20 protein-coding genes are annotated in these 23,570 nt (G+C 36.3%); 15 read left to right on the top strand and 5 right to left on the bottom strand.

The window, feature by feature from the left end:
- Positions 1–96: 96 nt before the first annotated feature.
- From ndk to arcC, 4 genes are all read right to left on the bottom strand, one after another.
- Positions 97–522: a nucleoside-diphosphate kinase gene (gene ndk / locus HND50_00100; GenBank protein NOG43604.1), complete on the bottom strand. Its 426-nt coding sequence runs from the start codon at positions 520–522 to the stop codon at positions 97–99.
- A 132-nt stretch (positions 523–654) separates the two neighbouring features.
- Complete coding sequence (gene sucD, locus HND50_00095; protein ID NOG43603.1) at positions 655–1,524, bottom strand: succinate--CoA ligase subunit alpha; 870 nt, start codon at positions 1,522–1,524, stop codon at positions 655–657.
- 42 nt (positions 1,525–1,566) lie between these two features.
- Positions 1,567–2,727 (bottom strand): ADP-forming succinate--CoA ligase subunit beta, encoded by a 1,161-nt coding sequence (gene sucC, locus HND50_00090; protein ID NOG43602.1) that lies wholly within the window; start codon positions 2,725–2,727, stop codon positions 1,567–1,569.
- A gap of 182 nt (positions 2,728–2,909) precedes the next feature.
- On the bottom strand, positions 2,910–3,857 hold the full coding sequence (gene arcC / locus HND50_00085; GenBank protein ID NOG43601.1) for a carbamate kinase: 948 nt from the start codon (positions 3,855–3,857) through the stop codon (positions 2,910–2,912).
- Between the two features lie 306 nt (positions 3,858–4,163).
- On the opposite strand from arcC, the gene glgX reads away from it, so the two are divergent.
- Positions 4,164–6,278 carry a glycogen debranching protein GlgX gene (gene glgX / locus HND50_00080; GenBank protein ID NOG43600.1) on the top strand — a complete coding sequence of 705 codons (2,115 nt, stop codon included), beginning with the start codon at positions 4,164–4,166 and terminating at the stop codon, positions 6,276–6,278.
- Between the two features lie 824 nt (positions 6,279–7,102).
- Here the strand turns inward: glgX and HND50_00075 are convergent.
- Positions 7,103–8,059 carry an integron integrase gene (locus tag HND50_00075; protein NOG43599.1) on the bottom strand — a complete coding sequence of 319 codons (957 nt, stop codon included), beginning with the start codon at positions 8,057–8,059 and terminating at the stop codon, positions 7,103–7,105.
- 472 nt (positions 8,060–8,531) lie between these two features.
- Between HND50_00075 and HND50_00070 the strand changes: the two genes are divergently transcribed.
- From HND50_00070 to HND50_00005, 14 genes are all read left to right on the top strand, one after another.
- Entirely contained in the window at positions 8,532–9,701 is a 1,170-nt protein-coding gene (locus tag HND50_00070; protein ID NOG43598.1) for an IS91 family transposase, read from the top strand.
- A gap of 556 nt (positions 9,702–10,257) precedes the next feature.
- Positions 10,258–10,653: a hypothetical protein gene (locus HND50_00065; protein NOG43597.1), complete on the top strand. Its 396-nt coding sequence runs from the start codon at positions 10,258–10,260 to the stop codon at positions 10,651–10,653.
- An 88-nt stretch (positions 10,654–10,741) separates the two neighbouring features.
- On the top strand, positions 10,742–11,215 hold the full coding sequence (locus tag HND50_00060; GenBank protein NOG43596.1) for a hypothetical protein: 474 nt from the start codon (positions 10,742–10,744) through the stop codon (positions 11,213–11,215).
- A gap of 236 nt (positions 11,216–11,451) precedes the next feature.
- Positions 11,452–12,105: a hypothetical protein gene (locus HND50_00055; protein ID NOG43595.1), complete on the top strand. Its 654-nt coding sequence runs from the start codon at positions 11,452–11,454 to the stop codon at positions 12,103–12,105.
- Between the two features lie 120 nt (positions 12,106–12,225).
- Positions 12,226–12,840, top strand: coding sequence for a hypothetical protein (locus HND50_00050; protein NOG43594.1), 615 nt, complete (start codon positions 12,226–12,228; stop codon positions 12,838–12,840).
- 90 nt (positions 12,841–12,930) lie between these two features.
- Complete coding sequence (locus HND50_00045) at positions 12,931–13,446, top strand: hypothetical protein (protein NOG43593.1); 516 nt, start codon at positions 12,931–12,933, stop codon at positions 13,444–13,446.
- A 160-nt stretch (positions 13,447–13,606) separates the two neighbouring features.
- On the top strand, positions 13,607–14,125 hold the full coding sequence (locus tag HND50_00040) for a hypothetical protein (GenBank protein ID NOG43592.1): 519 nt from the start codon (positions 13,607–13,609) through the stop codon (positions 14,123–14,125).
- 177 nt (positions 14,126–14,302) lie between these two features.
- Positions 14,303–15,058, top strand: coding sequence for a hypothetical protein (locus HND50_00035; protein ID NOG43591.1), 756 nt, complete (start codon positions 14,303–14,305; stop codon positions 15,056–15,058).
- A gap of 200 nt (positions 15,059–15,258) precedes the next feature.
- Positions 15,259–16,428 carry an IS91 family transposase gene (locus tag HND50_00030; GenBank protein NOG43590.1) on the top strand — a complete coding sequence of 390 codons (1,170 nt, stop codon included), beginning with the start codon at positions 15,259–15,261 and terminating at the stop codon, positions 16,426–16,428.
- 364 nt (positions 16,429–16,792) lie between these two features.
- Positions 16,793–17,560 carry a hypothetical protein gene (locus HND50_00025; GenBank protein ID NOG43589.1) on the top strand — a complete coding sequence of 256 codons (768 nt, stop codon included), beginning with the start codon at positions 16,793–16,795 and terminating at the stop codon, positions 17,558–17,560.
- 661 nt (positions 17,561–18,221) lie between these two features.
- On the top strand, positions 18,222–19,064 hold the full coding sequence (locus HND50_00020; GenBank protein ID NOG43588.1) for a trypsin-like peptidase domain-containing protein: 843 nt from the start codon (positions 18,222–18,224) through the stop codon (positions 19,062–19,064).
- 126 nt (positions 19,065–19,190) lie between these two features.
- On the top strand, positions 19,191–19,874 hold the full coding sequence (locus HND50_00015; GenBank protein NOG43587.1) for a hypothetical protein: 684 nt from the start codon (positions 19,191–19,193) through the stop codon (positions 19,872–19,874).
- Positions 19,875–20,010: 136 nt separating this feature from the next.
- Positions 20,011–20,571, top strand: coding sequence for a hypothetical protein (locus HND50_00010; protein NOG43586.1), 561 nt, complete (start codon positions 20,011–20,013; stop codon positions 20,569–20,571).
- Positions 20,572–21,584: 1,013 nt separating this feature from the next.
- On the top strand, positions 21,585–22,178 hold the full coding sequence (locus tag HND50_00005) for a hypothetical protein (protein NOG43585.1): 594 nt from the start codon (positions 21,585–21,587) through the stop codon (positions 22,176–22,178).
- The last annotated feature ends 1,392 nt before the right edge of the window (positions 22,179–23,570 follow it).

The following is a 23,570-nucleotide window of genomic DNA, read 5'->3' as shown; positions in this document are numbered from 1 at the left end:
TAGCGACTACCCCGGTTCTTCAATATTGAGTCGGAACCGGGGAGAAATCGCTTTATTTTTTAGTTGATATTACATCTAATAAGATGCTAATCCAATTTAACTATTGGAAATAACTTCTGTTTCTGAAAAGAAAAATCTTATCTCACGTGCGGCGTTCTCATCGGAGTCTGATGCGTGGATTGTATTACGTCCTTTGTTTTCTGCATATAGCTTTCTAACTGTGCCTTCTTCTGCTTCGGCAGGATCTGTTGCCCCAATGGTTTCACGTAAAGCAGCAACCGCGTTTTCTTTTTCAAGCACAATTGGGACTACTCTTGTTTCCATCATAAAGTCTACAAGTTCCCCATAAAAAGGTCTTTCTTTGTGCACTTCATAAAAGGCACCGGCTGTTTCTTTTGTCAATTTCATCATTTTCATTGCGGTAATTTTAAAACCGGCACTTAATAGATGATCTATTACTTTTCCAACATTATTATTTTGAACACAATCCGGTTTAAGGATTGCTAAAGTCAGATTACTCATTAAAACTCCTGTTCTATTCATTGTATTGTTATTTGCGCCATTCTGATTTTATTTCTGAACTTTTAAGATGCTGAAACAAGTTCATCATGACGCAAATTATATCTTTTCAACCATTCAATTATCAATTTTCAATTAAAGCACTTCCTCAATCATCTTGCCGATATCCGCCGGGCTTTTACAAACATGTATCCCTGCCGCTTCCATGGCAGCCATTTTATCGGCAGCTGTTCCCTGCCCGCCGCTAATAATTGCACCGGCATGTCCCATTCTACGTCCCGGAGGCGCAGTTTGCCCGGCTATAAAACCAACAACCGGTTTGGTAAAATTTTGTTTAATCCATTCGGCTGCTTCCTCTTCCGCAGAACCACCAATTTCTCCAATCATTACAACTGCATGGGTATCTTTATCTGCATTGAAGAGTTTAAGTGCATCAATAAAACGTGTACCGATAACAGGATCACCACCGATACCGATACATGTAGACTGGCCGATATTTCTTGCGCTTAACTGCCCTACTGCCTCATAGGTCAAAGTACCCGAGCGGCTAATAACGCCCACATTTCCTTTTTGATGTATAAACGCAGGCATAATTCCCATTTTGCCAATCCCCGGAGAAATAACACCAGGACAATTTGGACCAACAAGATGTGTATCTTTATCTTTAATATAGTCATACACTTTTACCATGTCTTTGGCAGGAATACCTTCGGTTATGCAGATTATTAATCCAAGTCCCGCTTCTGCTGCTTCCATAATGGCATCGGCTGCAAATGGCGGCGGCACAAATATTACAGATGCATTCGCACCTGTTTCAGATGCGGCCTCTTTTACTGTGTTAAAAACAGGCACAGTTTCATTAAATTTTTGGCCACCTTTTCCCGGCGTTACCCCGGCAACAACATTTGTATTATATTCCATCATTTGCTGTGTATGGAATGAGCCTTCTGCGCCGGTAATACCCTGGACCAATATTTTTGTATTTTCAGTTAATAAAACACTCATTTTTTTCTCCTTTAACAAGAACCTTGAAGGTTACCGCTAATTTTAATTTATTGCGCCAACAACTTTTTGCGCGGCGTCTTCGATTGTTGAAGCAACAATAAAATCCATACCGGATTCTTTTAATAATACTGCTGCTTCTTTGGCGTTTGTTCCTTCAAGCCGTACAACAACAGGAACATTAATATCCATAGAGTTTACAGCCTCAATAACACCACCGGCAACACGATCACAACGCACAATACCGCCAAAAATATTTATTAATACAGCTTTAACATTTTTATCACTCAAGATAATTTTAAAACCATTTCTGACTGTATCCACATTAGCGCCGCCACCTACATCCAAAAAGTTTGCGGGTTCACCACCGGCCAATTTTATAATATCCATTGTAGCCATGGCCAGGCCTGCGCCATTAACCATGCAACCAACATTACCATCAAGTTTTATATAATTCAGGCCATCTTTCGATGCTTCTACTTCCGCCGGATCTTCTTCTGTCAAATCGCGCAGTTCAAGAATATTTTTATGGCGGTATAGGGCGCTATCATCAAAATTGATTTTAGCATCCAAGGCTAAAACATCTCCACCCTTTGTAACAACCAGAGGATTTATTTCTGCGATTGAACAATCATTTGCATCAAAAGCATTGTATAAAGCCATCATAAATTTTACGGCATTGCTCACCTGTTTTCCTTCAAGACCAAGACCAAAAGCCAATTGGCGCGCCTGAAAACCTTGTAAACCAACTCCAGGATCAATCCAGACTTTAAGAATTTTTTCCGGTGTTTCTGCAGCAACTTTTTCAATTTCAACGCCACCTTCAGTACTGGCCATCATTACATATTGAGAGGTTTCGCGGTCCAAAACCATACCAAGGTACATTTCACGGTCAATATCGATTCCTTGCTCAATTAGCAATTTATTTACTTTTTTTCCGGCTGGTCCGGTTTGATGAGTTACCAGGTTCATGCCCAGTATTTCGCTTGCAATTGTTTTTACATCATCTTGTGTTTTTGCAATTTTAACACCGCCACCTTTTCCACGCCCACCAGCATGGATTTGTGCTTTAACAACACATAATTCGGTTGGTAGTTTTTTTGCAGCTTCTACTGCTTCATCGATGCTAAAAACCGGATAACCTTCCGGTACAGGCACATTGTAAGCTTTGAGAATTTCTTTGGCCTGGTATTCATGGATGTTCATAAAACACTCCTACATATAATTGTCTTTTTAAGAAAACTTTACTTTCGGGTCCGATTCTTGATTCTTGATTCTTGATTCTTGATTCTTGATTCTTGATTCTTGATTCTTGATTCTTGATTCTTGATTAAAAATTTGTGTCTCAATAATTACCAATCAAGTTTTTCATTCTCAATTATCAATTTTCAATTATTAATTATCCGCGTTCCATTCTTTCCATCAAGAGCATCATTTATATTTTCGATTGAAGTAATCAGCACTTCTTTGCCACCTCTCTTAAGGAAATTTATGGCTGCCAATATTTTTGGTCCCATACTTCCTTTTGGAAACTGGCCATCATTGAAATGTTTTTCTGCCTCGTCAATTGTCATTGTATCAAGATTTTCTTGTTCATCAGTTCCAAAATTTATGGCAACTTTATCAACACCGGTTAGGATTATTAACTTGCTTGCCCCAACCTCATTACCAAGTAAACCGGATGCATGGTCTTTATCAATCACCGCATCCACACCTTCCAGCCAGCCTCGATCATCGCAATAAACTGGGATTCCGCCACCGCCGGCAGCGATAACCAAAATGTCATTTTCGAGCAAAGTGGAAATAATCTTTTTTTCTACAATACTTTGTGGAACAGGCGAAGGAACAACACGGCGATACCCACGGCCTTTGTCCTCTTTCATTTGCCAACCGCGTTTCTTTTCTAAATCGGCAACCTGTTCTTTTTTGAAAAATGGTCCAACATATTTTGTAGGATTTTTTATCGAAGGATCTTTTGGGTCTACAATAACCTGCGTTAAAACGGTTGTAACATCTTTGTTAAGCCCGGCATCATGCAATTTGTTTTGCAGGCTTTGCTCAATCATATAGCCCATGCCCCCTTCTAAATCCGCAACAATAATTCCAAGAGGCAAAGGTGGTACTAAATCGCGGGATTCTTCAACGCGAATTAATGCATTACCAACCTGAGGACCGTTGCCATGGGTTAAAATAACACGATAGCCGTATCTTACCAGGCGTATTACACCATCGAGGCTGGTACGTGTATTTTCAAATTGTTCCGGAATCAGCCCTTCTTCAAATTCACGTGTGATGGCATTTCCGCCAAGAGCTACTACAACAATTTCTTTGCTCATATTTCATTTCCTGTAAAAAATTACAAGTTGCAAATTTACTTCTTCCTTTCCTGTAAATCAATATGATAATAAGGTGTATTAAAATAAAAACTCGTTCCAAAAAGCAGGAACTCAAACAGTTTATTTTTCTTTTAGAAATTATTCCAACAGATTTGACCGCCATATTTCATAAGGGCGATAAAACATAGATAAAAAAATCCGATTCGTAGATTGGCTTAAAATAACAAGAGTAATATAATTTCTTGATTGGTTGATATTAATCCTTTAAAATCACATCTGGAAAACTAAAACCCCTTAAAATTGAAAATGTCAAATCAAACAAAAATTAAAGCAAACCACCGCGAAGAACTTTTTAAATTAGTCAGCCACGATTTTGAAATTAAACGAGGTCATCCCTGGCCACTGGGAGCAACACTTGTTCGTGAAGGTGTAAATTTTGCAATAATCTCAGAAAGTGCCAAAGCTGTTTCGCTGGTAATATTCAGCAAGTGTTCAAGCAGCCCGTTAATTGAGTTCCCACTTGATCCGCGGATTAATAAAACCGGTGATATTTGGCATGCGCATATTAATGGACTAAATCCATGGATAAGCTACGCCTACCGAGTTTTTGCCGATGACAATTTCCGTAAAAACGGCGTGCTGGTTCTCGACCCGTATGCGCGGGCCACCTGCGGCGCAGAAACCTGGGGCCAGCAACAATTAACACAAACCGGTAACCAGGAAAGCCCCGTTCGCCTTTCTACAATTGTGGATGATACTTTTGATTGGGAACTTGACCAACCTTTAAACCTGCCGCTGAAAGAATCTATTATTTATGAAATGCATGTACGTGGTTTTACGCAACACCATTCTGCACAGGTAATGAAACCGGGCACATTTGCAGGGATAATCGAAAAAATACCGTATTTAAAAGAATTGGGCATAACCGCCGTGGAGCTGATGCCGGTAACTGATTTTGATGAACTTGGTATAAACCGCAAAAACCCGATAACGGGAGAAAAATTAAAAAACTTTTGGGGCTATGATCCTATTTCATTTTTCGCGTTAAAATCATCTTATGCTCACGATCCAACACCCGGTGGTGCTCTGATTGAATTTAAGAAGATGGTTAAAGCGCTGCATAAAGCGGGGATTGAAGTAATTTTGGATATCGTTTTTAACCATACTGCGGAGGGCGGCGAGCAAGGTGAAATTTACAATTTAAAGGGTCTTGACCGGGATACATATTACCTTTTTGATAAAAAGACGCGGCACTATCTTAACTATACCGGCTGTGGGAATACGGTTAACTGTAACCATCCTGTTGTGCGCAGTATGATTATTGATTCTTTGCGATACTGGGTTACTGAAATGCATGTGGATGGTTTCCGGTTTGACCTGGCCTCAATTTTAAGCCGTGGGCCAAATGGCGAGGTGTTATCGGACCCGCCAATATTGGAAAGGATTGCGCTTGATCCTGTTTTGACTGGGACAAAAATTATTGCCGAAGCCTGGGATGCTGCCGGTCTTTACCAGGTTGGTGATTTTCCACATTGGCAAAGATGGATGGAATGGAACGGCAAGTTTCGTGATGATGTGCGGCGTTTTATAAAAGGCGATGAAGGAATGGTGCCTCTGCTGGCAAGCAGGCTTTCTGGCAGTTCTGATTTGTATGAGGATGACGGCCGTGAACCTTACCACAGTGTTAATTTTGTTAGTTGCCACGATGGTTTCCCTTTAGCGGATTTGGTTGTGTACACGCAGAAACAGAATCTTGCCAATGGTGAGCAAAACCGGGATGGTGAGAACCATAATAACAGCCACAATTTTGGAGTTGAGGGCCCTACTGAAAATCCTGAAATTGAAAAGGTACGCCGAAGACAGATAAAAAATTATGCCGCAATTTTGATGCTGTCGCAGGGTGTGCCCATGTTCCATGCGGGCGACGAGTTTGGCCGGACTCAGGGCGGGAATAATAATGCTTATTGCCAGGATAATAAAATCAGCTGGCTGAATTGGTCTCTTGTTAAAAAAAATAAGGATCTGATTCGTTTTTTTAAATTGCTTATCTCATTTAGAAAATCGCACCCGTGTTTGCGGCGCTCTCAATTTAGGGTGGAAACGCGCAATGGTATTGCTGATATGAGTTGGCATGGAAAGCAAATCCACAAAGCGGACTGGTCAAAAAAATCTAAAACACTGGCTTTGTTTTTGGCCGGTGCGGACAAGGATGAAGCGGATATTTATATAATGATAAACGGCGATCATAAAAAGCATCGTTTTGAACTGCCAAAACGTGCCAAGGGAAAATGGGCTCTTTTTCTAAATACGTTTAATAATAGTCCGGATGATATTTTGGATGATGGCCGGATTAAGGCACCGGTGGATCAAAAACTTTTTGGGCTTGAAAATCGGTCTATCGCGGTATTTGTTTCAACCTAATACTTTCCGCGGATTACGCGAAATTTCAATAACATTTTTGATTTAATATTGATTTTTTTTGTTTTATTTCCACTTACTTTTACAAAAAAATACAACTGCAAATACTTTTTTCTTGCCACGGATTGAGCGGATTAAAGTAAAAAGGTGATTTTTTTTAATGCTACTTCTTTTAAATCCTTTAAACGCGAAGGCGCCAAGACGCGAATTGTTAATTTAAAAAACTAATACATTGTGCTTACTGATCCACGGATTACACAGATTTACACTGAAACAATATTTAAATTGTAAAAATACAAAATCGCAAATACTTTTTTCTTGCCACGGATTGTGCAGATTGAAGTAAAAAGGTGATTTTTTTTTTAAGGCTATTTCTTTTTTATCCTTTGAACGCGAAGGCGCCAAGACGCGAATTGTTGTTTATAAAAACTAATACATTGAGCTTACTTATCCACGGATTGCGCGGATTGAAGTAAAAGGGTGATTTTTTTTAATGCTACTTCTTTTAAATCCTTTAAACGAGAAGGCGCCAAGACGCGAATTGTTCTTTTTGGGTAACCGAATTCTGAAAACCACTATTTACTCTCTTTTCTTTTTCCTAAATGAAAAAGAAACAAAAAATCAGCACCTGATTGAAATGTGGCTATTACCTTCTTCTTAATTTCTGAAAAACAAAAACTCGTTTCTAAATACATGAAACTCAAACAGTTTGTTTTTCTTTAAGAAATTATTCCAAAGGTCTTTTAACGCCAAATTTCAAAAGGGTGTGAAAACTACTGAGTGATGAATAGCGATTGAAGATTGATGATTGTTGACTGTTGGTTTTATCAATCTAAAGGAGATTTGACGGCGAGGCCGGGCCGGTTTAATACGTGGGTATAAATCATTGTGGTTTTCACATCTTTATGGCCAAGCAATTCCTGCACTGTGCGGATATCGTATCCATTTTCCAGAAGGTGTGTTGCAAATGAATGCCGCAATGTATGGGCACTTACCGGTTTATTGATCCCTGCTTTTTTGCGCGCCAGGTAAATGTATTTGCGTAGAACTGATTCATTTAAATGATGGCGTCTTTTTTTTCCGGAGCGCGGGTCGACCGACAATCTTAATGCCGGGAAAAGATATTTCCAGCCATATTCTGTTGCGCTTACAGGTGATTTGCTTGCTAATGCATTTGGTAAAAAAACTTCGCCGTTGCCATTTATCAAATCTTGCTCGTGCAAAGCTTTTACAGTATTTAATTGAAGCTGCAGATGTTTCTTTAATGATTCCGGCAATATGGCCCGCCGATCTTTTGCACCTTTTCCGCAATGAATGTTTATCTGGTTTTGATCGAAATCGATATCTTTAACGCGCAGCCGTAAACATTCCATATTACGCATCCCTGTTCCGTAAAGTAATGAAGCCATTAACCAGGGTTGGCTGTTTAAATGTTGTAATAATTTTTTTACTTCGTTTTTTGATAAGATGACCGGTAATTTTTTTGGTTTTTTTGCCCACGAGATATTTTCCAGTTGATCAAAATCTATTTTCAATACTTCTTTATATAAAAAGTTGATGGCATTCAATGCCTGGTTTTGTGAGGAAGCGGCCAGATTACGTGAAACGGCCAGATAATTAAGAAACTGCTCTATTTCTTTTGCGCCCATTAAATTAGGATGTCTCAGGTTGTGAAAATAGACGTAGCGTTTTGTCCAATCTATATAACTTTTTTCTGTACGAATGCTGTAATGTTTTGCCCTTATTTTTTCTTTTAACAGCAAAAGCAGTTTCTTTTCTGTCATGATCATTAAATCCGTTTAATGTACTTGCGTACACCAATATACAAAATCTCTAAAATATGTCAATAGCGTATTGAAAAAAGGTTGTTTTTTGTAAACATTTGTTTATAAAACAATTATCGGGTTGGGAGAATAATTGAAAGCGTGTTTACAACGCGGTTTGTTCTTTGATGATAGTTTCCATAAAGTGTTGAGTTTATGACGGATAGCTTAGTTTAGTTTAAAAGTAAACCGAGTTTGTTTCCCGCATTTAATAAAAAAGTACAGTTTTAAACGGTTGAATCTGTTGATTTTATGTCGTATAGTTATAGAGTGAAAACAAGATTGAATCACACTAATATTATGTTATATTGAAGCGGTTATGTCCGCAGGTTGATTAGGATTTTTTTTCTACCTCCCTCAATAAATTTTCCCTTGTATATTGACATTTCATTTCTTATATAATATGTACTTATGTACACCATAAATATATGATATGTCAAGTGCAACCATAGCCCGTATTTTCCGTGAGAACATCAAAGAATACAGCCAGGGGCATAGGCTGTCAGCCAAACAGTGGAAAGTTGTTAACGCGATCATGAACTGCCGTACAGCAGCTCTTGGCGGCCATCTTTATGAGTGTCGCTCGTGTGGTGGTGAACGTCCCTGCTATAATCCCTGCCGCGACCGTCATTGTCCCAACTGCCAATATATCCTGAAAGAGAAATGGGTAAAAGAGCGTTTAAAGGAGCTTTTGCCTGTGCCTTACTACCATGTGGTGTTTACACTTCCACACAGTTTAAACGATTTGATCAGTTATAACAAGAGGCTTTTATACAACCTGTTTTTTTGTTGTGTCAAAGAAACGCTTAACACTTTTGCCAACGATCCAAACTATCTTGGGGCGCAATGCGGGTACCTTGCCTTGCTGCATACCTGGGGGCAGGGCTTATCACAGCATGTGCACCTGCATTTAATTGTCGCCGGAGGTGGAATAGCGAAAACAGGCGAATGGAAAAGCCTGCCCTATGAAAGCCGTTTTCTCTTTCCGGTAAGGGCTGTGGGGAAAATGTTCCGTGGCAAGTTTATATCTAAACTGAAAAAGATGCATTATAAGAGGGAATTGGTAATCCCGGAGTGTGTTGGTTTATACAAAGAGGCACATGTATTTGAGCATATGCTGGATTCCATTGCCCATAAGAAGTGGCGAGTTTATGCCAAGAAACCTTTTGGTAGCGCCGAGATGGTTGTGCGCTATATCGGACGTTATTCGCACCGGGTGGCCATTAGCAACAAGCGCATCATAGACGGTACTGAAAAGAAGGTGCGTTTTAATTACAAAGACTACAAGCAAGGGAGCGAAGGTGGCGCCTTTAACAAGGAGATGACCTTGCCCGCAGCAGAGTTTATCCGTCGCTTTCTTTTGCACATTCTGCCCCACGGCTTCAACAAGATCCGCTTTTACGGTTTCTGGGCAGGTAAGGTAAAGAAGGATATTTTGCAGCGCATCCGATCTGACATGGGGGACACTACCAATAATGGGGCGCTGTGTGATGAACAGGAAGAAGTGAATTTATATAGCTGCCCACATTGTAAGGTGGCCATGTTTTTCCGAATGATGCTAGACCCACAATATGATCAGGTTGCTTATGTGGATACATCTTAAAGGGGTTTGTGGTTTAGGGACAGTAAAGGGGGGAGCTTATCAACATCAGGGGGATTGGTGTGCCCCAATATTGAAAATAACAGGTAAAATCAGATGTTATCAGCCCGAGAGAATAAGTATAAAATTAAGTGTTGCTGTTTTATGCATTTTTAATTAATATTTATACCGTTATGAAAGTGTTGATGTACACATAGCATGAGCGCTCAATATAACAAGGTATTGAACACGGTATTTAATCTCGATCCGGTACGCCGCATGCTTTTATGCCAGGGGTTGTTCCGAAAGCAGATTGGAACGGCGTAATCGAGATCAAATCCGGTTAATACCCGATACGTTAGCGATCTGAACTTCAAATAACGTAAAAGTTAGTATTGTAGATTTTAATTTAGGCCGGTTTATTGTTACATTTTGTTTAAATCATGAAGAGATTGATTCATTGATTTCCAAATTTGTATGACTTTAAAAAATCTCAATATCATTTATTTTAAATATTTTGAAGGTTAGATAGACAATGTGGAAATTTATTGGACTGAACCAAGGATAGATCGCTTAAAAAATGAAAAATGTCTTTTTATTTGGAATAGCATTTTTATTATTAATCGTAGCTTTCTTTACTTTTGCAATCCTTGGTGCTGGGAGCCATGGACATTTAGGTTTATTTGATCACGCAGATTCGTTCCTTTTGTATGCAATTATTTTTGGATGTCTTTACTATTTTTTTAAAATCAATATTTACGGATTAAAGTTAGTTGGGAAAAATGTAATGACATTTGAAAAAATAGTTTTTTTGATTTTTCTATTTATTTTTTTTCTGATACTTGTTTTGTTTTTTACAGAGTTATTTTCAGATAGTCCAAATATCAGGCTGAGAGATTGGATTTTAATGGCAGCTTTTTCAACCATTTTTGTAATGGGTTATAAAAAAATAATCGCTAACAATAGCATTAAGTAGGAATTTAACCGCGGGAGCATGATTTCGGTATGAGAGTTTTTGAACGGTTAAATCCTCTTATGCTCAGCCGTTATGCTGTAAAAAAATTATGAGATACATTCTAAAAATAATTTCGACCATAATAAGTATCGTTCTTCTTTTAAATTGTTCTGGGTTAAGACAATTCAAGATTAATAATGCAAATCTTGAGGATGGTAACAAAGTTAAAGAATTACTCAAAAATCCAAATACGGTTTCTGATCCTGAAGAATTATCAAATTTATCCAAAATATTTTTTGAGAGCGAATATTGGGAAGCATCATCTTATTACATTGATCAAGCATTAACACTTAATCCACTAAATGGCAATTTTTATTTTTTGAAAGGTGAAATTCTGGTAAACACAACTTTGAATGATTTTGAAAAAAATTCCTTTGAAAGAAAATTGGTTTTGAGATTAGCATTTGAATTCTATTCCATTGCGTCAAAGTTTGTGGAGACTTCAAAAGAGGCAAAAAAGAAAATGGAATTTCTTTCAGAAATAATTTTTCCAAATGTTTGTGACCTTGGGTCTCCAAATTAATTAAAAAGATTTAGATCTAAAAGGTATGAATGGATTTGTCCAAATGTTCTTTCAAAAAATATTATGTCAATTATTGAATTCGATAAAAAACGAATTTATGGGCAAAGTTAATATTTTAACAATTTACAACATAACAATGTATTGTAGGCGAATTCGCTCGTCGGAGCATGAACCAGGGTTCGAATATTTACAATCGCAAATCGCCTAAATACTCAGCGTTATGTATTAAGACCACTATGAAGAAAATAGATTTATACTTTACCATAATTATTTTAGCAATCATTGTATTAGTCTTTTTAAGATTACATTGGGATCAAACTGTTTATCTAGATACCATAACCGGTGTATTAATCATTTTAGCTTTTATTCTGAGAATTTATACCTCAAAGAAAGAGATAACTACTTCAAAGAAAGATGAAAATTCAAAAAGGACGTTTCATATGAAGATTTCATATGTTCCCATTTTTTATTGGTACAACATCTTATTTATACTCTTCTTTGTTGTATTTATAGTGAGTAATAATCCAGATAAAGATTTCCTGAGGATAATGGCTATAATATTTGGGCTTATGCATTTTATTGATCTTTTTTTAAAGAAAAAAAAATCATTTTTTAAATTCTGGATTGAACAAAATATGGTAAATCTGTGTAAAGTGACCTGGAAGAAAATAGAAGCCTCTGAAATAAACAAAATTAATTACGACAGTGTTTTTAATAGTATTAATTTCGTTACTCAAAAGAATAGATACGTTTTACCTTTAAGGTTTATAAAAAATGCTGACAGAACCAACTGTATTTCTGAAATAGTTACATTCGCAAATGAGACAAAGATAGAGCTGAGTGATAATTTCAAATTTATTATTCCGTCAGCACAAGCAAGTAATACATAACACAAGGTTGTACCTGACGCTATACAGTGCAACGATGATTCGGAAAAAGTAACGGTTGTTTGAGTTGCCTTCAGCGCAGGTAAACCTAAACGTTATGTGTTTTCTTAAAAATTGGAAAAAATGAGAATAAAAAAAATTACAGTGTTTGAAGCATTATCAATAATTTCATCAGTAGGTATGATTTGTTGGATAATCTCAGATTATTTTGGAGGAATGATTCTCAATCTTATTGCTTATAATGGCATCTTCCTTGTAGTTATTTTATTGTATTTTATATCTATTATTGAAACGATTATATCTTTGATTAGAAAGAAAATTAATAGAATAAAGATCTTTTCTCATTCAACCTTTTTATTAGGGATTATCATTTTTAATCTTCATAATTCCGAGTTGATTAAATCCGAAAGAATAATGACTGCTACTTTAAAAGATGATTTATCTCACCATACTCTAATCTTTAGAGAAAATGGAGATTGTGAGAATCGTGTAGACGGGATGCTTGGACTTTATATAAAATACGAAGGTCGATTCACAATGAATCTTGACACAATTATTTTTAGCATTAAACCTTACGACAACTCATTTATACCTGATACCATTCTATTTTCGGAACAAGATAGTGCGATTTATATTGAGAAGGATCAAGAGGGTAATTTTCGAAAGACAAAAGAGTGGTTAAATCATTTTAAAGTTCAATTTATTAAAAACAGTGTAACACATAACAATATATTGTAGCCGAATTCGCTCGCGGGAGCATGATTTCGGTTTGGAAGTTTCACAATCGCAAATCGGCTAAATATCAGCCGTTAGCAACAAAAGTATAAAATGAACATTAAAAAATATTTTATCATTGCAATTCTTTTTAGTTTTATCCCTTTAGAAGTGATAAGTGCAAGTAAGCGAGAGTACTATATTAGTCCTGGGATTCGAATAGGTTATAGTTTTGGACAAGATATGACGTTTAATCTCAAACTTAGCCTTGGGCAATATGGAAGAAACACATATGACCATTTAGAATTCTACAATGTTACATATGGATACAAATTTATTTTTTTTGATGATAAAAAAAAACATAATGAAAATTTCCATTATTTCGAGGCTCAATATGGTTCGTTCCCTGAAGACGAGGACTCGGTTATTAACCTTTTCAATGGAGGAAGTATCGGGATTTTATTCAATAAAATGAACGGAGTTAATAACATCGGATTCAGATCAACTATTTATTCAGGTATGTGGCTTTTTCCAAGTTTAGAGTTGAACTTATATTCTTTAGAGAAAATACATTTTGATTTGGGTGTCAAGGGAGTCCTACCGATTCCTTTCGATGGAGTTAGCCCATAGTGTTGGAATTTTATATTTTAATTATTCTCAACCAACTATAATTGCTAACAAAAGGTTCAAGGTGAATTTGCCACTCAGAGCATGATTTCAAGTTTAAAAAGTTTGCAGTGGCAAATCACCTTAACCTCGGTCGTTATGCTTTTTAACCAGGAGTGATAAAATGAATTTAAGTAAAACCACTTTTTTGTTTACTACTATGTCTTTATTGCTTTTGATCTTGAACAGCTGTAGTAATTCAACTGAAAATGGGAAAACATCATCTTTTGAAATGTACTATCTCGAAAATACTTTACTTTCTTTTGAAGATGTAGGTAATGAAGAAATTAACAAGGTCGATTTAGAAATGAGTTCATTCATTACTGATGATAATATACAAACTGTAACAGCATACTATAATAGCGATGGAAAAATAATGTTTTTCCAGTTTAGGATAGAAGATACAGATAAATTATCATTATCAAGCATTGTCAGACCGTTCGTATTAATTGTTAATGGGAGAAGATATCTTTCAGAATATTGGCCAACAATAACTGCAAGTTTACCTAAAAGTATTTTATTCTATAAAGTCAATGGAAATACTTTTGAATTACACAATCGTAATTCTGACATAAAAAATATTCAAATTTTAAATAGTCTTGAAGAATTAGGAGTGGAAATACAAAAGATATATTTCGATTAAATGAATTGCAACCTTGGCGAGAGGTATTAAAGAAAGCATAACAATGCAATGCAATGGGAACCAAAACGCCGTTTTGGTTCCCGGGTTCGTGGTCACGTCCGTAGTCCTCTGGACTGCAAACGCCGAGTGGCCGCCGGGTTTTGGTCCCCTGATCGCCGACGTTATGCATTTAGGAAAATGGATAAAAAAGAAGAAGAAATAGTATTTGTAAAAGAGCTTTTTAAAAAGCTTGGAATAAAAACAGAACCTTCAAACTCCGAATGCCCTGATTTTATTTTTAAGCACAACAAAGTAAAAGTTGGTATTGAAGTTACAAGAATTTTCAAAAACAGAAAAATTGAGGGAAGACCACTGCATGCCTTAGAATCAGAAAGAGATTCTATTGTAAAAATAGCAATGCAAAGCTATACTGAACTTGAGAAATTCCCTGCATTAGATGTCGCTGTGTTTTTTGGAAGTTATCCTAAACTCACAAAAGCTCAGAGATATGATTTAGCCAAAAAACTGAAGGATTTAATTATTCAAAACCTTCCAGGAAAAGATAGCACAGTGCGAGTTAATAATAATTTTGAAGATCTTGAAAATTTTCCAGAATACTTTGACTCAATACGTATTTCAAATTTTTCATTCTTAACTAAAAACTATTGGCAAGTACCTGTTGCAGGTTTTGTTCAAAAGAATTTTATTCAAGAACTACAGGATATTATAAATGTAAAAAATACAAAATTGGATTCATATAAAGAAAAATGTGAAGAATGTTGGTTATTAGTAGTTGCTGACAGTAATTTTCCATCATCATTTTTTGATCCAGATATTGAAACAAAAAATTATAAATATAAGTGCAATTTTGAAAAAGCCTTTTGTATGTGGGATTGGTATGGTGATTACTTTGAAATTCAAAATCAAACAATGCATAACAAAAGCATTAAGTAGGAATTTAACCGCCGGAGCATGAATTCAGGGTTTGAAGTTTATACTCGGTTAAATCCTCTTATGCTCAGCGTTATATTGAAGCGGTTATGTCCGCAGGTTGATTAGGATTTTTTTTCTACCTCCCTCAATAAATTTTCCCTTGTATATTGACATTTCATTTCTTATATAATATGTACTTATGTACACCATAAATATATGATATGTCAAGTGCAACCATAGCCCGTATTTTCCGTGAGAACATCAAAGAATACAGCCAGGGGCATAGGCTGTCAGCCAAACAGTGGAAAGTTGTTAACGCGATCATGAACTGCCGTACAGCAGCTCTTGGCGGCCATCTTTATGAGTGTCGCTCGTGTGGTGGTGAACGTCCCTGCTATAATCCCTGCCGCGACCGTCATTGTCCCAACTGCCAATATATCCTGAAAGAGAAATGGGTAAAAGAGCGTTTAAAGGAGCTTTTGCCTGTGCCTTACTACCATGTGGTGTTTACACTTCCACACAGTTTAAACGATTTGATCAGTTATAACAAGAGGCTTTTATACAACCTGTTTTTTTGTTGTGTCAAAGAAACGCTTAACACTTTTGCCAACGATCCAAACTATCTTGGGGCGCAATGCGGGTACCTTGCCTTGCTGCATACCTGGGGGCAGGGCTTATCACAGCATGTGCACCTGCATTTAATTGTCGCCGGAGGTGGAATAGCGAAAACAGGCGAATGGAAAAGCCTGCCCTATGAAAGCCGTTTTCTCTTTCCGGTAAGGGCTGTGGGGAAAATGTTCCGTGGCAAGTTTATATCTAAACTGAAAAAGATGCATTATAAGAGGGAATTGGTAATCCCGGAGTGTGTTGGTTTATACAAAGAGGCACATGTATTTGAGCATATGCTGGATTCCATTGCCCATAAGAAGTGGCGAGTTTATGCCAAGAAACCTTTTGGTAGCGCCGAGATGGTTGTGCGCTATATCGGACGTTATTCGCACCGGGTGGCCATTAGCAACAAGCGCATCATAGACGGTACTGAAAAGAAGGTGCGTTTTAATTACAAAGACTACAAGCAAGGGAGCGAAGGTGGCGCCTTTAACAAGGAGATGACCTTGCCCGCAGCAGAGTTTATCCGTCGCTTTCTTTTGCACATTCTGCCCCACGGCTTCAACAAGATCCGCTTTTACGGTTTCTGGGCAGGTAAGGTAAAGAAGGATATTTTGCAGCGCATCCGATCTGACATGGGGGACACTACCAATAATGGGGCGCTGTGTGATGAACAGGAAGAAGTGAATTTATATAGCTGCCCACATTGTAAGGTGGCCATGTTTTTCCGAATGATGCTAGACCCACAATATGATCAGGTTGCTTATGTGGATACATCTTAAAGGGGTTTGTGGTTTAGGGACAGTAAAGGGGGGAGCTTATCAACATCAGGGGGATTGGTGTGCCCCAATATTGAAAATAACAGGTAAAATCAGATGTTATCAGCCCGAGAGAATAAGTATAAAATTAAGTGTTGCTGTTTTATGCATTTTTAATTAATATTTATACCGTTATGAAAGTGTTGATGTACACATAGCATGAGCGCTCAATATAACAAGGTATTGAACACGGTATTTAATCTCGATCCGGTACGCCGCATGCTTTTATGCCAGGGGTTGTTCCGAAAGCAGATTGGAACGGCGTAATCGAGATCAAATCCGGTTAATACCCGATACGTTATGGCTTTATATTTCACGAGAAAATCTTATGAAATTATTTTTTATTATATCTTTACTTATCTTTCAAGTTTCTTTTTCAAATGCTCAACAAGCTTTCCCAAAAACATGGACAAAAAAATCTAAAAATGGAAAATTTTGTGCAACAGTTTCTGGAGATTTTTACGAAGGATTTGTTGGCCCTCAACTTCTCAGTTTATATCAAAATGACAGTTTATTATGGCAAAAGAAAATGGAACGACGTGGATTACATTTACCGAGTGTCTCCAATACAGGTGATGTAATTATTACAAAGTGGAGTAAGTTATTCTTGTACAGTAAGTCTGGTTCTTTATTGTGGGAATATGAGTTACCAAATAAAACTTTTTGTCCATATTATGGAATGCATTTAGACATAACTCAAATTTTCTCAGATGATGGTCAATACTATTTTACTTTTGTTCATAATTCAAAAGAATATAAAAGTTATTTTACTTGTTATTCCATTGCTGGGAAAAAAGAAAAATGGAAAATTGATTTAGGTGATTTTAGAGAAAGCGATATTCAGCAAATCTTGAACTTATTAGTAATTCATGATTTTTTAACCCACTCTTTAGACTATTTGAATAAGTGTTATATCTTAGATTTTTCAGGAAATATTAAATGGAAATATGAACGTGAATTAAGAAGGGATTTATTTAGCAAAATTAGCTTCGACGATGAACACAAAACAATAAATGTCGTTTTTATCGATAAAGTTGAAAAATATTATTTACAAGATGGGAAACGAGAGAAAAAAGTTTTTGGGCCAACACAGTAATCAGGCCATAACAAAATATTCAACTGGGAATTAACCGCCGGACGGTGAATTCGCGAACGAAAAATTTAACAGCGGTTAATCCCGTTAATATTCACGTTATAAGGGCAGCTGGTTTCCAAGTCGCTTTGTCCGCCGGTTTTAAAACTTGGGTCAAAAACTGTTTTAACACAAAAGATGTTCTTTTCAATTTTATGGTTCTGCCCTAGTTAAAAGTTTGTTGGTTTGTCCAAAATTTCAAGGCGGCAAAAAATTAAACTCTTTCTCAAGTTTAGCGGGGTTTAGAAAAGCGCTAAGAGTTTTCGTCCGCCATTGCCAGTTTGAATTTATTTGGCAATGTTTTGTGGCGGGCTCACCTTAGCTTGCTGGCTGTCGGGTTTGTTTTTTGGTTTCAGTTTTTGCCTTGTGGGTTTACCAAAATGTTTTTTGGCAGTTCAAAGTTTTCCCCGACAAGTCGGGATGTAGCACCGTCGGCCAAAGCTGGTTTTTTGGTTAGCCAATGTTTAAATTGTTACAAAATTAACGGGGCTTTAGTGGCCCTTCTAACAAAATATTCAACACGGAATTTTACGTGCTAGCATGAATCGCCAACCGGAAGTTTTTTCAACGTAAAATCCGGTTAATATTCACTGTTATACAGCTTTAGATTTTCAGGAGTAAAACTATGAGCTCTCTCAAATTGCTTTTATTCATTGTATTGTTTTTATTTTCCGATAAATTATTTTCTCAAAATTTTTTAACTTCAAGTTTTAATGAAGCATGGTTAGAGTCCGTTATTTCTATTGAAAAGAGCATTAATGGTAACTATCATCCAATAGGAACAGGATTCTTAATCAATACTCCAAATAATCATGTCGCAATTGTTACAGCAAAACATGTAGTTCTTGATGAAAATAGAATGCCTCATAAGAAAATTGGCTTTAGGGTAAAAACGAAAAAAGGAAAAAGTATTGTTTATCCAGAAAACTTTGCGATTGATTTTACTGGTAATAAATGGTTTTATTCAAAAAAATTTGATATTGCATGTCATATTTTTGCTTGGGATACAACTGCCGATATTTCAACCATTCCCTATAAAAATCTTTTAGTTTCTAAAGATCTGCAAACTGGTGCTCCATTATTAATTCCTGGTTTTCCTATGGGGCTGCGTTCTGCAGATTATCCAGATCCAATTGTGAGACGTGGTTCTGTTGCGCTTATAATGAAGGATAAAATCCTAGCTGATGCTTTAGTATTCGGTGGAAATAGTGGAAGTCCTGTATTATATGTTCCCACACTTAAAGTTGATAATAAGACACTAAGCTCTCCTTTATTTAATCAAGAAATGGTAATTGGACTAGTCTCCAGTTATATTCCTTACACAGATGTTGCCATCAGCAAACAAACTAAGCGAACAAGAATAACATTTGAAGAAAATTCAGGGTTGTGCAATATTATTCCTGCAGAGGCTATAATAGAGTTGCTTAATCGCAAGGACTTAATTGAATTAGAGAAAACATTGAAATAATTATCAATCGCTGTATAACAATATATTGTAGCCGAATTCGCTCGTCGGAGCATGATTTCGGTTTGGAAGTTTTACAATCGCAAATCGGCTAAATATCAGCCGTTATATGCTTTCCAAAAGGATAGAATGAAAAAAGTATTTTTCTTAATTGTTTTAACATCTCAGCTCTATTCCCAAAACTCTTCGGTTGAGAATAGAAATGGGGTGCATTTGTTTATTGGAGATGCATTATCTCAATTTCAAAGTTCCCTGAATGATAAATCACATAGCATTTTATATGGAATCGGATTTGAGTATTTTGTTTATAATAATTATTCTTTTGGACTTGATTTAAGCTATACAAACTATCAAGGTTCGTATAATTCGAAAATTATTGGCTCATATTGGATTTTCGGAGATTTCGTGGATTCATGGAGTCTTTATAATTTTAAAACCTCATATTCTGTAATTGAAATCCCGCTTTCAATAAATTATAAATACCCTATATTTAAATCATTTTCTATTCAGGTGCACGGTGGTTATTCAATCTCCTTTTTTTCTGATGAAAAGACAAAATATATTAAAATACGAGAGTTGACATCTGAAGAAAATGGTTATCAGAATCATGATTATCGTTGGGAAGAAGATCCTAATCCAGAAGAAACTTTCATTGTTACAAGTTACTTTTTAGGATTTGGCTTTTATTATAAAGATTTCTTTTTAAAAACGCGAATAGTTAAAAATATTGAAAATGGACCTGACATAAAAAGATTGCATAATTTTAAAGAAAAGTTGGAAAGCTTTAAAATATATTTTGGAATGAAACTCTAAATCGCATATAACAATGGCATCAACTCGGAAACTTCACGCGGACGGTGAATTGACAATTGGAAGGATTTCCAGCGCTCGTTCCGGTTATGCCCAGTCCGTTATGTTGCTGAAGGTTAGGGAATAAGATTGGATAAAAATGAGTGAAAAAGTAGAAGCAGTAAAAATAGTCTATCCACACTTTGACTTAAATATTGCAAGTAGAACTGCTTTGAGAGATGCCAAGAATACAAATAATAAATATGAGCGTTTTCACTACTTGATGACATCAATGCTATTTTGCAGTTTTACAATTGAAGCATACGTAAATCACGTTGGGAATACGAAAATAAAATATTGGAGTAGCATAAAGAAAAATATTGGTTCTGAAGAAAAAATAGAAATTTTAGCATCAATATATAACTATAAATTGGAAAAAGGTAAAAGACCATTTCAAACTTTAAAATCTATAATTCAATTTCGAAATTTAATGGTCCATGCTCAATCTGAAATGGTTACCGAACATACAGATATGCATAATCCAATAACTCCATTAGCTAAATGGGAAAAAAAAGTTACTCAAAAAAATGCTGAAGATTTTAGCACTGATACAGAACTCATGTTAAGAAAGATACAAGAGTTTTCTGGAATGATTATTGACCCTATTCAAGCTGGAAGTGCAACAACATTTGGGGCAATTAGAAAAACAAAGGCAACATAACAAAATATTGTAGGCGAATTTGCTCGTCGGAGCATGATTTCGGTTTGGAAGTTTTACAATCGCAAATCGCCTAAATATCAGTCGTTATAAGTGCAAGGCTTCAAGGTCGCGCCATTGTTTAGAATAATTTTATTTTTTACGAAAAGTTCGGGCAGATTTAAAAGTGTTCTTTTCACGTTGGTTTTTGTTAATGGGTTTCAACCCTGGGTAAAATGCTTTGGTTGTTGTTTTAGTGCGGCATATTGAAAATGCATTTTACTTGAGGCGGTTTCTGGTTTCTGCCTTCAAAATGTTTTTTAAAAACAATGGCGCTTGGTTTTTGGGTTGCTTAAATTTTGTTTATCTTTTCACGGTTTGGCAAAAGGTTTAAATGGCACTTCTAACAAAATATTCAACGGGACGCTTTCACGCGGAGCATGATTTTGTCAACCGGACGGACTTCCCCGCGCGGGCGCCCATTAATATTCACCGTTATAAGGGCGGTTGGTTTCCAAGCCGCTTTAGCCGCCGGATTTAAAACTTGGGTCAAAAACAGTTTCACCAAAAATCATGTTCTTTCTAATTTTTATGTTCTGCCCTACCCCAAAGTTTTTTGGTTTTTGGGTATTTTTAAGGGCGGCAAAAGGGCAACCTCTTTTTCAGGTTTGCCAGGGTTTTGAAAACGCTAAGAGTAATCGTCCGCCATTGCCTGTTTGAATTTAGTTGGCAATGTTTTGTAGCGGGCTCACCTTAGCTTGCTGGCTGTCGGGTTGGTTTTTTGGTTTTAGGTTTTGCCTTATGGGCTTTGCAAAATGTTTTTTGGAATTCAAAGTTCACCGTCGGCCAAAGCTGGTTTTTGGGTTAGTTACTGTTTAAATTGTTACAAAATTAACGGGGCTTTAGTGGCCCTTCTAACAAAATATTCAACACGGAATTTTACGTGCTAGCATGAATTGGCAACCGGATAATTTCTCAACGTAAAATCCGGTTAATATTCACCGTTATGTTGCAAAGACATTTTTAGAATAATTAGTATGAAAAAGACCTTTATTTTATTAATTCTGGCTTTATTGATTTTTACAATTTATTGTAAATTTTATATTTATTCCTATGATATCACAGACAATGATCTTCCATCATCGCAATTAAATTACTTTACCGACGAATATTTAATTGATTTAGGTTATGTTAGGCATCCTGATTGTACAGGAATGTTTTATTCCAAAAAAGATATTTTCAAGATTAATCTAAATGGTAAAATATTTCAAGATTCATGCACTATAAATTTTTATACTGAAAAAAGCTTGAAGCCCCTATACCTTTTCTACACAATTCAGATGAACCCTAAGGTAGACAAAAAATTTGTATCTTTTTTTAACCTAAAAACGGATTCTATGACCAGTCTAAAAGTAGTAACATTGAAAGATCAACCTCAATATGAGTCCCAAACATATTATTATAAAATTAATGACACAATCGAAATCAATAGATACCTTGATATTGAAAATGAAGAAGTTACACAAGCATTGTACAGAGTGAATCCACAAATGATAAATGCTTTTGATAATTTATATTTATTAAAAAGACTTTTTTATTTATATATAAAAGTATTACATGATTACACATAACCTGGCAACATAACACGGTGTTGTAACTGAATTTGCCACTCGGAGCATGATTCAGGGTTCGAAAACTATTCAGTGGCAAATCAGCTAAACACTGGGTCGTTATAAGTGCAAGGCTTCTAAGGTCGCGCCATTGTTTAGAATAATTTTATTTTTTATGAAAAGTTCGGGCTGTTTTAAAAAGTGTCTTTTCACGTTGGTTTTTGTTTATGGGTTTCAAACTGGGTAAAATGCTTTGGTTGTTGTTTTAGTTCGGCATATTGAATTTACATTTTACTTGAGGCGCTTCCCTGTTTTGAACTATCAAAATGTTTTAAAAACAATGGCGCTTGGTTTTTGGGTTGCTTAAATTTTGTTTGTCTTTGCACGGTTTGGCAAAAGGTTAAATGGCACTTCTAACAAAATATTCAACACGGAATTTTACGTGCTAGCATGAATCGGCAACCGGATAATTTTCAACGTAAAATCCGGTTAATATTCACCGTTATAAGTGCAAGGCTTCCAAGGTCGCGCCATTGTTTAGAATAATTTTATTTTTAACAAAAATTTTGGCTGTTTTAAAAGTGTTCTTTTTACGTTGGTTTTTGTTTATGGGTTTCAACCTGGGTAAAATGCTTGGGTTGTTGTTTTTGTTCGGCATATTGAAAATACATTTTACTTGAGGCGGTTTCTGGTTTTCTGCCATCAAAATGTTTTTAAAAACAATGGCGCTTGGCTTTTGGGTTGCTTAAATTTCGTTTGTCTTTTCTCGGTTTGGCAAAAGGTTTAGATGGCACTTCTAACAAAATATTCAACGGGACGCTTTCACGCGGACGATGATTTTGCTTACCGGACAGACTTCCCCGCGCGAGCGCCCATTAATATTCACCGTTATAAGGGCGGTTGGTTTCCAGGCCGCTTTGTCCGCCGGATTTAAAACTTGGGTCAAAAACTGTTTCATCATAAAAGACGTAACTTTTCAGTTTTATGGTTCTGCCCTACTCCAAAGTTTTTTTAGTGTGTGGGTTTTCCAAGGTGGCAAAACGCAAATTGGTTTTTGTTCGCTAAGAGTTTTATTAAATATCTCGGTTTGAGCGCGAGGTTCGTTTCCGGCCTTAGCTCACCCGATGTTTTTACTTTGCTTTGGGTTTGCTTTTTGCCTTGTGGGTTTGTCAAAATGTTTCTCGGTATTTTAAGGTTCACCATCGGCCAAAGCTGGTTTTTTGGTTAGTCAATGTGTAAATTGTTACAAAATTAACGGGGCTTTAGTGGCCCTTCTAACAAAATATTACTATTAGGCTTAGATAGTCAATAGTAAAGTGAGAACCCCACCGTTGTAGTTGAAAAGTTTTCTTTCTTTTTTGCTTCTTTTTTCTTTCTTTAATTATCCACAAAATGTGGAAAACCATCTCCCTC

Source organism: Calditrichota bacterium, assembly GCA_013112635.1.
In the GTDB taxonomy this organism is placed as follows: domain Bacteria; phylum Calditrichota; class Calditrichia; order Calditrichales; family J004; genus JABFGF01.
This window is presented reverse-complemented; position numbering and strand designations above follow the sequence as displayed.

What these genes read in the sequence shown, in the direction of transcription:
- ndk (NOG43604.1), bottom strand. Translation starts at nt 522, where the DNA reads ATGAGTAATCTGACTTTAGCAATCCTTAAACCGGATTGTGTTCAAAAT.
- sucD (NOG43603.1), bottom strand. Translation starts at nt 1,524, where the DNA reads ATGAGTGTTTTATTAACTGAAAATACAAAAATATTGGTCCAGGGTATT.
- sucC (NOG43602.1), bottom strand. Translation starts at nt 2,727, where the DNA reads ATGAACATCCATGAATACCAGGCCAAAGAAATTCTCAAAGCTTACAAT.
- arcC (NOG43601.1), bottom strand. Translation starts at nt 3,857, where the DNA reads ATGAGCAAAGAAATTGTTGTAGTAGCTCTTGGCGGAAATGCCATCACA.
- glgX (NOG43600.1), top strand. Translation starts at nt 4,164, where the DNA reads ATGTCAAATCAAACAAAAATTAAAGCAAACCACCGCGAAGAACTTTTT.
- HND50_00075 (NOG43599.1), bottom strand. Translation starts at nt 8,059, where the DNA reads ATGACAGAAAAGAAACTGCTTTTGCTGTTAAAAGAAAAAATAAGGGCA.
- HND50_00070 (NOG43598.1), top strand. Translation starts at nt 8,532, where the DNA reads ATGTCAAGTGCAACCATAGCCCGTATTTTCCGTGAGAACATCAAAGAA.
- HND50_00065 (NOG43597.1), top strand. Translation starts at nt 10,258, where the DNA reads ATGAAAAATGTCTTTTTATTTGGAATAGCATTTTTATTATTAATCGTA.
- HND50_00060 (NOG43596.1), top strand. Translation starts at nt 10,742, where the DNA reads ATGAGATACATTCTAAAAATAATTTCGACCATAATAAGTATCGTTCTT.
- HND50_00055 (NOG43595.1), top strand. Translation starts at nt 11,452, where the DNA reads ATGAAGAAAATAGATTTATACTTTACCATAATTATTTTAGCAATCATT.
- HND50_00050 (NOG43594.1), top strand. Translation starts at nt 12,226, where the DNA reads ATGAGAATAAAAAAAATTACAGTGTTTGAAGCATTATCAATAATTTCA.
- HND50_00045 (NOG43593.1), top strand. Translation starts at nt 12,931, where the DNA reads ATGAACATTAAAAAATATTTTATCATTGCAATTCTTTTTAGTTTTATC.
- HND50_00040 (NOG43592.1), top strand. Translation starts at nt 13,607, where the DNA reads ATGAATTTAAGTAAAACCACTTTTTTGTTTACTACTATGTCTTTATTG.
- HND50_00035 (NOG43591.1), top strand. Translation starts at nt 14,303, where the DNA reads ATGGATAAAAAAGAAGAAGAAATAGTATTTGTAAAAGAGCTTTTTAAA.
- HND50_00030 (NOG43590.1), top strand. Translation starts at nt 15,259, where the DNA reads ATGTCAAGTGCAACCATAGCCCGTATTTTCCGTGAGAACATCAAAGAA.
- HND50_00025 (NOG43589.1), top strand. Translation starts at nt 16,793, where the DNA reads ATGAAATTATTTTTTATTATATCTTTACTTATCTTTCAAGTTTCTTTT.
- HND50_00020 (NOG43588.1), top strand. Translation starts at nt 18,222, where the DNA reads ATGAGCTCTCTCAAATTGCTTTTATTCATTGTATTGTTTTTATTTTCC.
- HND50_00015 (NOG43587.1), top strand. Translation starts at nt 19,191, where the DNA reads ATGAAAAAAGTATTTTTCTTAATTGTTTTAACATCTCAGCTCTATTCC.
- HND50_00010 (NOG43586.1), top strand. Translation starts at nt 20,011, where the DNA reads ATGAGTGAAAAAGTAGAAGCAGTAAAAATAGTCTATCCACACTTTGAC.
- HND50_00005 (NOG43585.1), top strand. Translation starts at nt 21,585, where the DNA reads ATGAAAAAGACCTTTATTTTATTAATTCTGGCTTTATTGATTTTTACA.